The sequence below is a fragment of the Streptomyces sp. CB02959 genome (assembly GCF_002803155.1).
In the GTDB taxonomy this organism is placed as follows: Bacteria; Actinomycetota; Actinomycetes; order Streptomycetales; family Streptomycetaceae; genus Streptomyces.
This window is the reverse complement of record NZ_NNBP01000003.1, coordinates 229,593-243,192: the sequence shown is the minus strand read 5'-3', so window position 1 is coordinate 243,192 and position 13,600 is coordinate 229,593. Positions and strand designations below refer to the sequence as shown.

Sequence of the window (13,600 nt, the reverse complement as noted above, 5' to 3'; positions counted from 1 at the left end):
GTCGGGTCAGTTGCCGACGCCGGCTTCCAGCTTGGCCGCGGAGAGGGTGCTGAACCAGTTGGTGACCTTGCTCTGGCCGACGGAGATCGTGGCGTACTTCGCCGCGAAGTCGTATGTCACGGGCTGCCCGGTGGTCCGGGAGCCTTCGGACCGGCCCATGAACTGGACGGCGACGTTCTTCTGCTTGGCGCCCAGGGCGGCGGGGGTGGTGGTCGGGACGACCGCGTAGGCGGTGCCGTGCGGGCGCAGCGTGACGAGGTTTCCCGAGCCTGGCTTCACCATCGGCAGCGGGGTCTTCGCCTGGTTGAAGGAGAGCAGCGGTGCGTCGTACAGCGTGCAGCTCAGCGTGCTGGAGGAGTTCTCGTACCGCACGGTCACATACCCCTTGGGCCCCGACGCCTGGCTGAACCGGAGCCGGGCCGTGGTGAGGCTGCAGTTCGACACGTGGCGGCGGTTGGCCGCCGCGCCGGCGCCGGCTCCCGCCACTGCGGCTCCACCGCCGATGATCTTGCGCTTCTTGCTCTTGGAAGACGAGGACGAGCTCTTCGACTTCGAGGAGTTGCTGTTGCAGCCGGTCAGGGCGAGAGATCCGGCCAGGCCGAGGGCCAGCGCGGCGTACGCGGCGGAGCGGCGACGGGTGCGGCGTGCGGTCATGGAAGGTTCCCCCAGTGAGCTACTGCGGACAGCGAGGCGGCTATGTCATGGCACGGCCACGATAGCGACTGCCGCTACCGGGGCCGGGGCGGGCACGTTCCGCACGGCCCCCGGCTCGCCTTTCCGCGGCCCGGACGGCTAAACCCGGACCTGATCAGTCCGGGCACCGGGGCAGCCCGTCGTCGAGCTGTTCGGGCCGGACGCGGATACCCGGCATCCAGGCCGTCCCGCCGTCGCGGTCGACCCGGAACCAGATGCTGCTGTGCCCGCCCGCCTCGTCGGTGACGCTGATCCCGTCGGCGATCTTGCAGACGGCGTTCAGCACATCGCCGTGCCAGACGCGGCCCACGACATGTCCTGCCGGTAGCCGTCCTTCCAGACCTTGTCCTGGCTGTACGGGACCGGCGCCCCGTTGTCGGCGGTCAGCCAGCTGGCGGCGCGCGCCAGCATCTCCTGGCGCGAGGCGCCCGGCTGCGGCGGCGGCCCGCCCTGGACCGGTATGCCCGGCAGCCGGTCCTGCGGGACGGCCACCGCGACCACGGTGAGGAATCCGCTGACCGGCCCGGTGATGTGGGACGTGTAGGTCGAACAGGCGCTGCCCTCGCACACCCGGTGGCCGCGGCGACCGCGGGAAGCGCCCGGCGCAGCAGCGTCCGGTGGAACGCGGATCCCGCGCCCGGCACGGGGGTTGTGCCGTCCGCCGGTTGCGTGGTGCCGTGTTCCGCCATGCCGTTCCCCTCCGCGTCATCGGTCCGTGGCGCCGTCCGCGGATCACCTCGCGACGACGGAGACCATGGTCGGACGGGACCCGGCCCGCGGGCGGCCGATCTCTGGCCCATGGGATGCGCTTCCCGGTTCGCAAGGCTGTGACCTGCGGGTACGTGTTGGGCGGTCGGTGTTTTCGGGACACCGACAGGTGCCTGCTGGGACATGACGGGACAGTCGCGGGCGGCCCGGCGGCCGCGGTGTCCGCTGCGCGAGGGGATGACGGCAGAAAGAAAAGGGCGCCCGCCGGGGGAATCGCGGGCGCCCTGCTCGGGGGACGGCGGATCGCCGTCCGGGTGGTGGCTCGGATTACCAGGAGGCCGCGACGTTCGGGTCGGTCTGCCAGTACGACACCCGCACGCCGTCGTCGATGTACGCCGAGCCGCCCGGCAGCGCGACGTTCGCCGCGCCGCCGACGCTGCCCTGGCCGTCGCGGCCGGCGAGGCGGACGGAGAGCGAGGTCGCCTTGTGGCCGTGCGCGGCACCGTCGGCGCCGGACAGCAGCACCCCGGCGTAGCCCGACTCCCCCGGCGCCAGGGTGACCACGGCCTGCGGCTTGCTGTCCGGCATCTCGGCCACCGCCGCCTGGGCGTCGTCGAACCCCAGGTAGGGGAAGGCGTAGAGGTCGCAGGTGGCACCGGAGGTGTTGGTGGCCTGCAGCAGCAGATGGTTGATCGGACGGGTCAGCGGCTTCGCCACGATGCGGATCTTCGCGGCGTCACAGGCGGTGTGCCGGGCACCGGATCCCCGGCCCCCGCCGGCCGTGGCCGGGCCCGAACCGCCCGTCGAAGCCTGCTTGCCGCCATGGGCGGGACTGCCCTCGACGGTGGTGCCGCTCTTTCCGCTCTTTCCGGCCTTGGCGCCCGTGCTGCTTTCCCCCGCCGTACCGCCGTCACCCTTGCCCGGGGCGGTGGTGTTGCCCTGCGTGCTGTTGGCCGCCGGGTCATTGGCGTCCTGGGGGGCCGGGTTGAACGGCTTGGCGTCGCTCGTCCTGAGCGGGTTGTCCTGGCCGCCGCAGGCGGTGAGGGTGAGCGCGGCGACCGCGGTCAGCCCGGCCGCGGCGATCCGCAGCGTACGGCGCCGGGCCGAGCGGGAGGTACGGGCGGCAGTGGCGTCGGTGCGTGGCATATCCGGTCTCCCCCGGTCGGCGGGGCGCGGCGGCGCGCTCCGCGGTGCGGCCCGGCCTGTTCGGCCCGGCCTGGTCTCTCCTGCGGTCTGTCCACAAGGTTGCCGACCGTCGCTGCCGTACGACTAACGCCTGCCTAACGCGGGTGCCCCCCCGGGGGCGGAGCTCAGCCGGCCCCGCCACCCGGGCGTCCGCCCGACCCGCCGGGCTCCGGTCCGCGGCCGCCCTCCCCACCCTCGTCCCGGGCGAACAGCTGCGTCAGGGCACTGATCGTGTAGACGTCGGTGGCCTCCTCGTCCACCAGGTGCATCTCCGCGAGCCGTTCGAGTCCGTCCTGGGTGCGTTCCTGGTCGTACCCGGCCAGCGCCGCCGCCGCCGAGGCGTTGAGGTGCCCGTCGGGACTGTTCGCCAGCGCCCGGAGCAGCCGGGCGTCGTCCGCGGACAGCCGGGCGACGGACACCCGGAGCGCCGCCGCTATCCCGGTGTCCTCCGCCGACAGCAGCGCCAGCCGCCGCCGCTCGTCGCGCAGCGCCGAGGCCAGCCGGGCCAGCCGCCAGCGCGGCCGGGCGGTCAGCTGCGCCGCCGCGGCCCGGAGCGCCAGCGGCAACCCGTCGCACAGGTCCACCAGTTCCCGGGCCGCGGCCGGGTCCTCCGCGACCCGCTCCGACCCGAGCATGGCGCCGAGCAGCGCCGAGCCCTCCTCGTGGCCCAGGGCCTGGAGGCCCACCGGCCGGGCGCAGTCCGTGGCGACCAGACCGTCGAGCCGGCTGCGGCTGGTGACGACCGTGACGCAGTGCGGACCACCGGGCAGCAGCGGTCGCACCTGCGCCGAACTGCGCGCATTGTCCAGGACGACCAGCAGCCGTCGTTCGGCGACCAGCGAGCGGAACAGCGCCGAGGCGGCCTGAGCCGAGCTGGGCACCTGCTCCGGCGGGGTGCCGAGCGCCTGGAGGAAGTCACGCAGGATCTCGGCCGGTGCCGCCTCGTCACCCCCGCCGAAGCCGCGCAGATCGGCGAAGAGCTGGCCGTCGGGGAAGGAACCGGCGTGCAGATGCGCCCACTGCACCGCGCACGCGGTCTTGCCGACCCCGGCCGGACCCGCGACCACCGCCAACGGGCTCTCCGCCGTCGTACGGTCCGTCAACACATCCGTCAGGGCGTGCAGTTCCGCCTCGCGGCCCAGGAATCGGGCGGGCGGCCTGGGGAGCAGCCGGGGCGCCGCGCCGGCGCCGCCTCGGCCGGCCCCGTCCTGGCCACCCTGCGCACCCGCCTTCGTGCCCGTCGCGCCGGCGCCGTCCGCGCCCCCGTCACCGGAGGGCTGCGTGCCGCCGCCATGTTTCACGTGAAACCCGCGCCCATCGGCCGGAGTCCCCGTGGCCCCGCGCGCCTGCCCTGCGGCCTTCCGGCCGCTGTCCGTGGCCTCCGCCCGCAGGATCTCCTCGTACGCCGACCGCAGCCGCTCGCCCGGATCGACCCCCAGTTCCTCACTGAGCAGCCGTCGGGTGCGGTGGTACCACTCCAGCGCATCGGACTGCCGCCCCGTCCGGAACAGCGCCCGCATCAGTGCGGCGATCAGCCCTTCCCGCAACGGGTGGTTGACGGCCGCGGAGTACAGGACGGCCGCGGCCTGCTCGTGCTCGCCGAGTGCGCCGTACGCCCGGGCCAGCACCTCGACGGCGGACAGCCTGCGCTCCTCCAGGGCGTGCGCGGCGGCCGCGAACGGCGGGCTGGTGACCGTGCCGGTCAGTGCGGGCCCGCGCCACAGCCCCAGCGCCTCGCGCAGCAACGGGACCGCGTCGGCCGGCGCCGCCTCCGGGCGGGCCAGCGTGACCAGTTCACCGAACCGGTGGGCGTCGATCAGCTCCTCCGGCAGCCGCAGCAGATAGGCCGAGCCATGGGTGGCCAGCTCGATGCCGTACGCCTCGGCGCCGCCCGCGGCCAGCGTGGCGCGCAGCCGCGAGACGTGCCCCTGGACGACCGTCCGGGCGTGCTCGGGTGGTTCGTCCTCCCACAGGGAGTCGATCAACTGCTCCAGTGGGACGGTGGTGTTGGGCTGCAGAAGCATCAGTGCCAGCACACTGCGCCGTTTGGCGGGCCCGAGCGGCAGCTCCTCGGAGCCGCTCGTCACGGAGATCGGGCCGAGCAGTGAGAATTCCAACTCAGCTCTCCAGGAATGCCGTCAGGGCGTTCGCCAGCAGGTACGGGTCCTGCGCACCGCACAGCTCGCGGGCCGAGTGCATGGACAGGATCGCGACACCGATATCGACGGTCTGGATGCCGTGCCGGGCCGCGGTGATCGGGCCGATCGTAGTGCCGCACGGCATCGCGTTGTGCGAAACGAAGGACTGCCAGGGCACCCCGGCCCGTTCGCAGGCCGCGGCGAACACCGCCCGCCCGCTGCCGTCGGTCGCGTACCGCTGGTTGACGTTCACCTTGAGGATCGGCCCGCCGTTGGGCATGGGGTGGTGCCCTGGCTCGTGCCGGTCGCTGTAGTTGGGGTGCACGGCGTGCCCGGTGTCCGACGACAGGCAGATGGTGCCGGCGAAGGCCCGCGCCCGGTCCTCGTACGTGCCGCCGCGGGCGAAGACCGAACGTTCCAGGACCGTGCCGAGCAGCGGGCCGTCGGCGCCGGTGTCCGACTGGCTGCCGTTCTCCTCGTGGTCGAAGGCGGCCAGTACCGGGATGGTGGTGAGCCGGCCACCGGCGGTGGCAGCCGCGGTGAGCGCGGCCGTACCGGCGTGGACGGACAGCAGGTTGTCCATCCGCGGTCCGGCGACCAGTTCGCGGTCGCGCCCGAGGTAGGCGGGCGCCTCCACGCTGTGCACCATCAGGTCCCAGCCCTTGATGTCCTCGGCCAGGACCCCGATCTCCTGGGCCACGAACGCGATCAGATCGCCCTCGGCGACCTCGCCCAGGCCCCAGATCGGTGTCATGTGGCGCTGCTTGTCGAGTTTGAGGCCCTCGACGTTCACCGACCGGTCCAGGTGCACGGCCAGCTGCGGCACCCGCAGCAGCGGCCGGTCCACGGTGACCAGCCGGGTGCTGCCGTCGCTCAGCGTCACCCGGCCGCTGAGCCCCAGGTCGCGGTCGAGCCAGGTGTTGAGCAGCGTGCCGCCGTAGATCTCGACGGCGATCTGCCGCCAGCCGCGGGCGCCGGTGTCCGGGAGCGGTTTGACGCGGAGGTTGGGGGAGTCGGTGTGCGCCCCGACGATGCGGTACGGGGTCGCCGGGTTCGCGTCCTCGGGTACGTACCAGGCGATGATCGCGCCGCCGCGCAGCACGTACTTGCCGCCGCTCCGGCCGTCCCACTCGTCGGTCTCCGCCACCTGTCGGAAGCCGGCCTTCTCCAGCCGCTCCGCCGCGTTCGCCACCGCGTGGTACGGCGAGGGGCTGGCGGCGAGGAAGGACATCAGGTCGTCGGTGTGGCCGCGGTCGAAGCGGGCGGAGTTGGTCATGGATTCAGCATAAGGAGCCAACTCCGCACTTCCGCGTGCCCTTGGGGTGCGACTCCATTGCCTTCCGGCCACGATTTCCCCATTCCAGAGCGGACGCACCGACGAAACGAGCGATTTCCGGTCCACCCTGGCCGCACGGGTACCGGTGGGATCGTCCGCACCAGCCGCCTCAACACGGCGATGCCCGCCTCCCGGGGGGAAGGGAGGCGGGCACCACCAGTGTGAACAGTGATTCTGAGAGGCTTCTGAGAACCCGGTGACGGTCCGGGAACAGGTCCCGGACGTCAGGACTTCAGCGCGGGCTCAGAACGCGGCCTCGTCGAGCTCCATCAGGGACTGGTCGATCGACTCGGCCAGGTTGCGCTGGAGCACGACGCCCGGCAGGACGTTGTGCGCGAAGAACTTCGCGGCGGCGATCTTGCCGGCGTAGAACGGCTTGTCCTTCGACGACGCGCCGGGCAGCTTCTCGGCCGCCACCGCGGCGCCCTTGAGGAGCAGGTAGCCGACGACGACGTCACCGGAGGCCAGCAGGAGGCGGGTGGTGTTCAGACCGACCTTGTAGATGGACTTGACGTCCTTCTCCGTGGCGGCGAGGTCGGTCAGCATGGCGCCGACGATCGCCTCCAGGGACTCGGCGGCCTTGGCCAGCTCGCCGCGGGCCTGCTCCAGCTCGGCGCCGCCCTCGGCGTCGGCCAGGAACTTCTTGATGGTCTCCGACAGCTGGGTCAGCGCCGCGCCCTGGTTGCGGACGATCTTCCGGAAGAAGAAGTCCTGGCCCTGGATGGCGGTGGTGCCCTCGTAGAGGGTGTCGATCTTGGAGTCCCGGATGTACTGCTCGATCGGGTACTCCTGGAGGTAGCCGGAGCCACCGAAGGTCTGCAGCGACTGGGCCAGCTGCTCGTAGGACCGCTCCGAGCCGTAGCCCTTGACGATCGGCAGCAGCAGGTCGTTCAGCGCGTGCACGGCGGAGGCGTCCTCGCCGGCGGCCTCCTTGACCAGGATCTCGTCCTGGACGGTGGCGGTGTACAGCACCAGGGCGCGCATGCCCTCGGCGTACGCCTTCTGCGTCATCAGGGAGCGGCGCACGTCGGGGTGGTGGGTGATGCTGACGCGCGGCGCGGCCTTGTCGGTGAACGCGGCCAGATCCGGGCCCTGCACGCGCTCCTTGGCGTACTCCAGGGCGTTGAGGTAGCCGGTGGAGAGGGTGGCTATCGCCTTGGTGCCGACCATCATCCGCGCGAACTCGATGATCCGGAACATCTGGCGGATGCCGTCGTGCTTCTCGCCGATCAGCCAGCCCTTGGCGGGGTGGCGGTCGCCGAAGGTCATCTCGCAGGTGTTGGACGCCTTGAGGCCCATCTTGTGCTCGACGTTGGTGGCGTAGACGCCGTTGCGCTCGCCCAGCTCACCGGTCTCGAAGTCGAACTCGTACTTCGGCACGAGGAAGAGGGACAGGCCCTTGGTGCCGGGGCCGTGGCCCTCGGGGCGGGCGAGGACGTAGTGGAGGATGTTCTCCGACATGTCGTGCTCACCGGAGGTGATGAAGCGCTTCACGCCCTCGATGTGCCAGGAGCCGTCCTCCTGCTTGACCGCCTTGGTGCGGCCGGCGCCGACGTCCGAGCCGGCGTCGGGCTCGGTCAGCACCATGGTGGAGCCCCAGCCCTTGTCCACCGCGACCTTGGCGATGTGCTTCTGCTGCTCGGTGCCCTCCTCGAAGAGCACACCGGCGAAGGCCGGACCGGAGGCGTACATCCACACGGCCGGGTTCGCGCCCAGGATGGTCTCGGCGAACGCCCAGAGGAGCGAGCGCGGCGAGGTGGTGCCGCCGATCTCCTCCGGGATGCCCAGGCGCCACCACTCGGCGTCCATGTAGGCCTGGTAGCTCTTCTTGAAGGTGTCCGGCACCGGCGCGGTGTTGGTGTCCGGGTCGAAGACCGGGGGGTTCCGGTCGGCGTCGGCGTACGAATCGGCCAGCTCGTTCTCCGACAGCCGGGCGATCTCGGACAGCACGCTCTTGGCGGTGTCGACGTCCATCTCCGCGAACGGTCCGGTGCCGTACACGCTCTCACGGCCGAACACCTCGAAGAGGTTGAACTCGATGTCGCGGAGATTCGACTTGTAGTGCCCCATGGGTACGGCTCCGTAAGGGTTCGGGAGGGCCTCTGTACGAGGAAGACCTCGACGCGAGGAAGGGACCTCGATACGCAATACCAGCAAGTAGCTACGATGATGCTACCCATCAGTAATAAGAAGCAACCCCTAACGGCCGATCTGTGACGAGCGTCCCCCGCGCGACCCCCGAATCAGTACGCTGTGGCGCATGTACGGCTACGACCAGAACGCGGGTGCCGGCCAGCAGTACGGAGCGCCGCCCCCGCCGCAGCAACCGGCCCCCGGGGGCTACGGCGAGCAGCCGCTGTATCCCGAGCCGTCCCCGCCCTCCCTCGCCGACGCGGTGCGCGCCTTCACCACCGGTTCGATGTCGGCCGAGGACTTCCAGGGCATCTTCTCGACCTCCAAGGTCTACTGCCCGCGCGGTGACAACCCCGGATTCCTGGCGCTGCACAACACCCAGCAGCCGGTCATCCCGATGTTCACCTCACTCAAGGAGCTCCGCCGGTACGCCGGCAAGGAGTCCAAGTACTTCGTGATCACCGGCGCCGAGGTGCTCGACCTGCTGCCGACCGGCTACGGGTTCGTCCTCGACATGGAGGGTGACCACCGGATGGTCTTCGACGCCAAGGCCGTGGAGCAGATGGTCGACTTCGCCATGCGCCGCATGTACGGCTGACGACTCTCCCCGGGGCGGCCCGTGCTCGCCCCGCTGTCTCCCCGCCTGACCTGCGGAAACGCCACCAGAACAGAAACGGGAATGCCGCACGCCTTGCGAGTTGTTCAGCTTTCAACTAACTTGATTGAAGCGCGAACGACCTAGGAGGCCCGTCATGCCTGCTGTGACCGTAGAGAATCCGCTGACCCTGCCGAAGGTGGCCGCACCCGCCGGGGCGCGCACCCGGCCCGTGCTGACCGTCGCCACCGCCCCGAGCGGTTTCGAGGGCGAGGGCTTCCCGGTGCGCCGCGCCTTCGCCGGGATCGCCTACAAGCACCTCGACCCGTTCATCATGATGGACCAGATGGGCGAGGTGGAGTATGCGCCCGGAGAGCCCAAGGGCACCCCCTGGCACCCGCACCGCGGCTTCGAGACCGTGACGTATCTGCTCGACGGCACGTTCGTGCACCGTGACTCCCACGGTGGCGGCGGGGTCATCAACGACGGCGACACCCAGTGGATGACGGCGGGCTCCGGTCTGCTGCACATCGAGGCGCCGCCGGAGTCGCTGGTCATGTCGGGCGGCCTCTTCCACGGCCTCCAGCTGTGGGTGAACCTCCCGAAGAGCGACAAGATGATGGCGCCGCGCTACCAGGACATCGGTGGCGGCCAGGTCAAGCTGCTGACCTCCGCCGACGGCGGTGCGCTGCTGCGGCTGATCGCCGGCGACATCGACGGCCACCGGGGACCGGGCGTCACCCACACCCCGATCACGATGATGCATGTGACGGTGAGCCCGGGCGCTCAGGTGACGCTGCCCTGGCGTACGGACTTCAACGGTCTCGCCTACGCCCTGGCCGGCAGCGGCACCGCCGGTGCGGAGGGCCGCCCGTTCCACATGGGCCAGTCGGTGGTCTTCGGTGAGGGGGACGCGCTCACGATCCGGGCCGACGAGAGCCAGGAGTCGCGCAGCCCCAACTTCGAGGTGGTGCTGCTGGGCGGGCTGCCGATCCGCGAGCCGATGATGCACTACGGACCGTTCGTCATGAACACCCACGCCGAACTGGCCCAGGCCTTCGAGGACTTCCAGGCCGGCCGGCTGGGGAAGATTCCCGCCGACGCGCTTTGAGCGGCCGCTGAAGGCGGGTTCGCGGGGGCGGTGTTTCACGTGAAACACCGCCCCCGCACCCATGTTTCACGTGAAACGCCATGGCGTCGGCCGAGCCCTGAGCCATGCGCTGCCCGTCCAATGGCCGCCGGCGGCCGCTCTGCCATGGTGGACTGTCCGGGTGCGAAACGACTCGGATCAAGACCGGGACGGCGCCGAGCCCGGCCGGCCGTCACACTCCCCGCCGCTGCTCCCGATCGAGGCCCGCCGGGCCGCGGCCTGGTGCGGCGCGGTGCTGCTGGTGGCGGCGGTGCTGGCCGTCGGCGTATGGCTCTGCGTCGAGTTGAGCGCCGCGGTCACGCCCGTGCTGCTGGCCCTGCTGGGCAGTGCGCTGCTCGGGCCGATGTACCGGCGGCTGGTGGCGATGCGGCTCAACCGCTCGCTGGCGGCCGGGCTGACCTCCGCCGTGTTGGTGGTCGTGGTCGGCGGAGCCGGATACGTCGTGGTCAGCGCGCTGGTCGACACCGGGGACCAGATCGTCGCCTCGCTCAAGGACGCGGCGACGGACCTCACCAAGCACTTCGGCGTGGCCGGGAACTCCCTCAGCGATCTCGCCACCAACGCCAAGACGCTGGTCACCAAGTTCGGCAGCACCGCGGCCTCCGGGCTGCTCGCCGGCGTGAGCATCGTGGGGCAGTTCATCGCCGCGGCGGTGCTGGCCCTGTTCCTGACCTTCTTCTTCCTGCGCGACTCCGACAAGGCGGTCCGCGCGCTGCACGACTGGTCGCCGGGCAACTCGGCGCCGCAGCTGGAACGGATGGCCCGCCGCGGCTTCCAGTCCATCGAGGGCTTCATGCGCGGCACCACGTTCATCGCGCTGATCGACGCCACCTGCATCACCATCGGCCTGCTGATCCTGGACGTCCCGGGTGCTTTCGGTCTGGGCGCACTGGTCTTCGTCGGCGCCTACATCCCCTACCTCGGCGCGTTCATCTCCGGCGCGGTGGCGATCCTGGTGGCGTTCGCGGACCGCGGCTTCGTGATCGCGCTCTGGGCCCTCGGGGTGGTGCTCGCCGTTCAGGTGCTGGAGGGCCATGTGCTCCAGCCGATGATCCAGAGCCGTACGGTCCAGATGCACCCGGCCGTCGTCATGCTGGCGATCACCGCGGGTGCGAGCGTCGCCGGGATCCTCGGCATGCTGCTGTCCGTCCCGCTGACCGCGGCCGTCTCGGGCGTTCTCCACGAACTGCGCAAGCACTACGCGGCGGGCTCGGGCACGGACTCCGCGGAGCCCGGTGACCCCGGACCGGGCGGCTCCTCCGGCGTCCCGGCGTCCTCGTAGAGCTCGAACCACGTCGACTTGCCGTCCCCGCGCGGGGCCACTCCCCACGCCCCGGCCAGCAGCTCCAACAGCACCAGACCACGCCCCGAGGAGGCCAGCTCACCGGGCCGGCGGCGGTGCGGCAGCTCGTCGCTGCCGTCGGCGACGTCGACCCGGAGGCGCCGGGTGCCGCGCTCCCCGGAGACCTCGGCCACCAGCAGCGCGTCCCCGTCGGTGTGCGTCAGCACGTTGGTGACGATCTCGGAGACCATCAGCACCGCGGAGTCGACCTGGTCCGGGTCGCTCCAGTCGTGGAGCACATCGCGCATCTGGCGGCGCGCCGCGGCGATCCGCTCCGGCTCCGCCTGCGCGACGGAGAACACCGTGCGCCGCCCGGGCCGTTGTTCGAGCCGGTCCCCGGCGTCCAGGCCGCGGCCGGCACTCTCGCGGGAGAGCAGCAGCAGGGCGATGTCGTCCTCCCGGCGGTCCACCAGCGGACCGGTGGTGTGGTGCGACGACGGGCCGTGCACGGCCTGGACCAGGCCGTCGGCCAGCCGCTCCAGACCCTCCGCGCCCCCTTCGTCCGTGCCGGCGCGGTGTGCTTCGAAGACGTCGCGCAGCCGCTCCCAGCCGGTCTCCAGGTCGTGTCCGCCGGTCTCGATCAGCCCGTCGGTGCAGACCAGCATGGTCTCGCCGGGCTCCAGGACGATCCGGGTGGTCGGGTAGTCGCTGTCCGGGTCGATGCCCAGCGGCAGCCCGCCCGACGTGGGCCGCAGCATCACCGTGCCGTCGGCCATCCGGATCGCCGGGTCGGGGTGGCCGGCCCTGGCCACGTCCAGCAACCCGGTCGCCGGGTCCACCTCGACGTACAGGCAGGTCGCGAAGCGCTGGTCCTCGCCGTGGCCGCGGAACTCGGTCTCGTTGATCCCGGCGAGGAAGCGGGAGGCCCGGGAGAGCACCGCGTCGGGGTGGTGCCCCTCGGAGGCATAGGCGCGCAGTGCGATCCGCAGCTGCCCCATCAGGCCGGCGGCCCGTACGTCGTGTCCCTGGACGTCCCCGATGACCAGCGCGATCCGCCCGGACGGCAGCGGGATCATGTCGTACCAGTCGCCGCCGACCTCCAGACCGCCGCCGGTCGGCACGTAGCGGGCCGCGACCGCCATTCCGGGGATGTCCGGCTGCACCGTGGGCATCATGCTCCGCTGCAACCCCACGGCCAGCTCGTGCTGCGACTCCTGCACTCCGGCCCTGGCCAGCGCCTGGGCCAGCATCCGGGCGACGGTGGTCAGCACCGAGCGCTCGTCCGGTGTGAAGGCGACCGCCTGGGCGAACCCGGCCTTCCAGACGCCGACCGTCCGGCCCGCGTTGACCAGGGGGAGGTACGCCCAGGAACTGTGGTCCAAGGGGGCCGTCAGGGACCAGGTGGTGGGGTAGCGGCGCTGGTAGTCCGCCGGGGTGGGGAGGTAGACGGCCCGGCCGGTCCGCACGACCTCGGCGGCCGGGTAGTCGGTGTCCAGCGCCATCTCGGAGAAGGGCGGTTCGTCGCCGGGGAGGTGACCGTGGTGGCCGAGCACCGAGAGCCGGTCGCCCTGGATGCCGAAGACGGCCTGGCCGTCCGGCATGAACCCGGGCATGGAGAGTCCGGCCGTCACCCGCAGCACCTCGGCCGTGGACCGCGCCTCGGCCAGGGCCCGGCCCGCGTCCAGCAGGAACGCCTCGCGCGAGCGCCGCCAGTCGCCGGTGACCGGGGTCCGCGCCGCCGAGGTGCCGGGCTGCGGCTCGGGCACCTCCTGGAGGGTGCCGACCAGTTCGAAGTCGCCGCCGCCGCCGTCGCCGTCTACGGTTCGGGGCAGGGAGCGGGAGCGGACGATGCGCAGTACTTGCCCGCGCTCGTCCACGATGCGCAGCCGCGTCTCGGCGACTGTCCCCTCGGAGACCGCGAGCTGGACGACACCGTTGATCTCGGCGAAGTCGACGGGATGAAAACGGGAGCGCACGGCGGCCTCGGTGAGTTCGGCCGGCTCGGCGGGAAGCCCCAGCAGCCGGGCCGCTTCGGCATCGAGGGTCACTCGGCCGGATGCGTTGTCCCAGCGCCACAGGCCGGTCGCGAGGGCGGCCAGGAGGTCCTTGGTGCGCATTGCATCACTTTAGGTGGATTTGACGTGGCCCGACCAGTGAGCCGGACGTGACCATCGTCGCAGCCCTGAGGCCGGGTTTCCCGCCGGGGGGACGCTGATGGGTATATGTCAACCAGCTCGTCGGGGCCGGGCGGTAACCTGGAGCGGTTATGCCACTCCTGGGGTGGTCTTTCGGGTGATCCACAAGGCGATCGATCGGGCGCGCGAGCCCTGGTATCTCCCCTTTCCTCACCTGTCAGCTCCCCACCTCGACTCGCGACGAC

General features: G+C 71.6%; 11 protein-coding genes. 3 read left to right on the top strand and 8 right to left on the bottom strand.

The genetic code is table 11. The features are described 5' to 3' along the window. Window positions 1–6: 6 nt before the first annotated feature. The 7 genes from CG747_RS06815 to CG747_RS06785 form a co-directional block, all read right to left on the bottom strand. Window positions 7–654, bottom strand: a complete 648-nt coding sequence (locus tag CG747_RS06815; protein ID WP_100600710.1) for a DUF4232 domain-containing protein — start codon at window positions 652–654, stop codon at window positions 7–9. A 154-nt stretch (window positions 655–808) separates the two neighbouring features. Further along, entirely contained in the window at window positions 809–1,003 is a 195-nt protein-coding gene (locus CG747_RS06810; RefSeq protein ID WP_180985419.1) for a hypothetical protein, read from the bottom strand. Beyond that, a complete protein-coding gene (locus CG747_RS06805) occupies window positions 973–1,263 on the bottom strand; it encodes a hypothetical protein (protein WP_257980260.1) in 291 nt (96 codons plus the stop codon). Before CG747_RS06805 ends, CG747_RS06810 begins: the two co-directional genes overlap by 31 nt. Window positions 1,264–1,728: 465 nt before the next feature. After that, window positions 1,729–2,547 (bottom strand): DUF4232 domain-containing protein, encoded by an 819-nt coding sequence (locus CG747_RS06800; RefSeq protein WP_100600709.1) that lies wholly within the window; start codon window positions 2,545–2,547, stop codon window positions 1,729–1,731. Between the two features lie 164 nt (window positions 2,548–2,711). Continuing rightward, window positions 2,712–4,703 (bottom strand): BTAD domain-containing putative transcriptional regulator, encoded by a 1,992-nt coding sequence (locus CG747_RS06795; protein WP_100600708.1) that lies wholly within the window; start codon window positions 4,701–4,703, stop codon window positions 2,712–2,714. Between the two features lies 1 nt (window position 4,704). Beyond that, a complete protein-coding gene (locus tag CG747_RS06790; protein WP_100600707.1) occupies window positions 4,705–6,000 on the bottom strand; it encodes a M18 family aminopeptidase in 1,296 nt (431 codons plus the stop codon). Window positions 6,001–6,303: 303 nt separating this feature from the next. Then, the gene (locus CG747_RS06785) at window positions 6,304–8,130 is read right to left on the bottom strand and encodes an acyl-CoA dehydrogenase (protein WP_100600706.1); all 1,827 of its coding nucleotides are present in this window, start codon (window positions 8,128–8,130) and stop codon (window positions 6,304–6,306) included. Window positions 8,131–8,320: 190 nt separating this feature from the next. Between CG747_RS06785 and CG747_RS06780 the strand changes: the two genes are divergently transcribed. The 3 genes from CG747_RS06780 (at window position 8,321) to CG747_RS06770 (ending at window position 11,220) form a co-directional block, all read left to right on the top strand. Then, a complete protein-coding gene (locus tag CG747_RS06780; protein ID WP_016571781.1) occupies window positions 8,321–8,791 on the top strand; it encodes an SseB family protein in 471 nt (156 codons plus the stop codon). Window positions 8,792–8,945: 154 nt separating this feature from the next. Next, window positions 8,946–9,899, top strand: coding sequence for a pirin family protein (locus CG747_RS06775; RefSeq protein ID WP_100600705.1), 954 nt, complete (start codon window positions 8,946–8,948; stop codon window positions 9,897–9,899). Between the two features lie 160 nt (window positions 9,900–10,059). Continuing rightward, window positions 10,060–11,220, top strand: a complete 1,161-nt coding sequence (locus CG747_RS06770; protein WP_100600704.1) for an AI-2E family transporter — start codon at window positions 10,060–10,062, stop codon at window positions 11,218–11,220. Here the strand turns inward: CG747_RS06770 and CG747_RS06765 are convergent. Then, on the bottom strand, window positions 11,136–13,337 hold the full coding sequence (locus CG747_RS06765; RefSeq protein WP_100600703.1) for a SpoIIE family protein phosphatase: 2,202 nt from the start codon (window positions 13,335–13,337) through the stop codon (window positions 11,136–11,138). The two genes, CG747_RS06770 and CG747_RS06765, sit on opposite strands and share 85 nt — an antisense overlap. Window positions 13,338–13,600 lie beyond the last annotated feature (263 nt).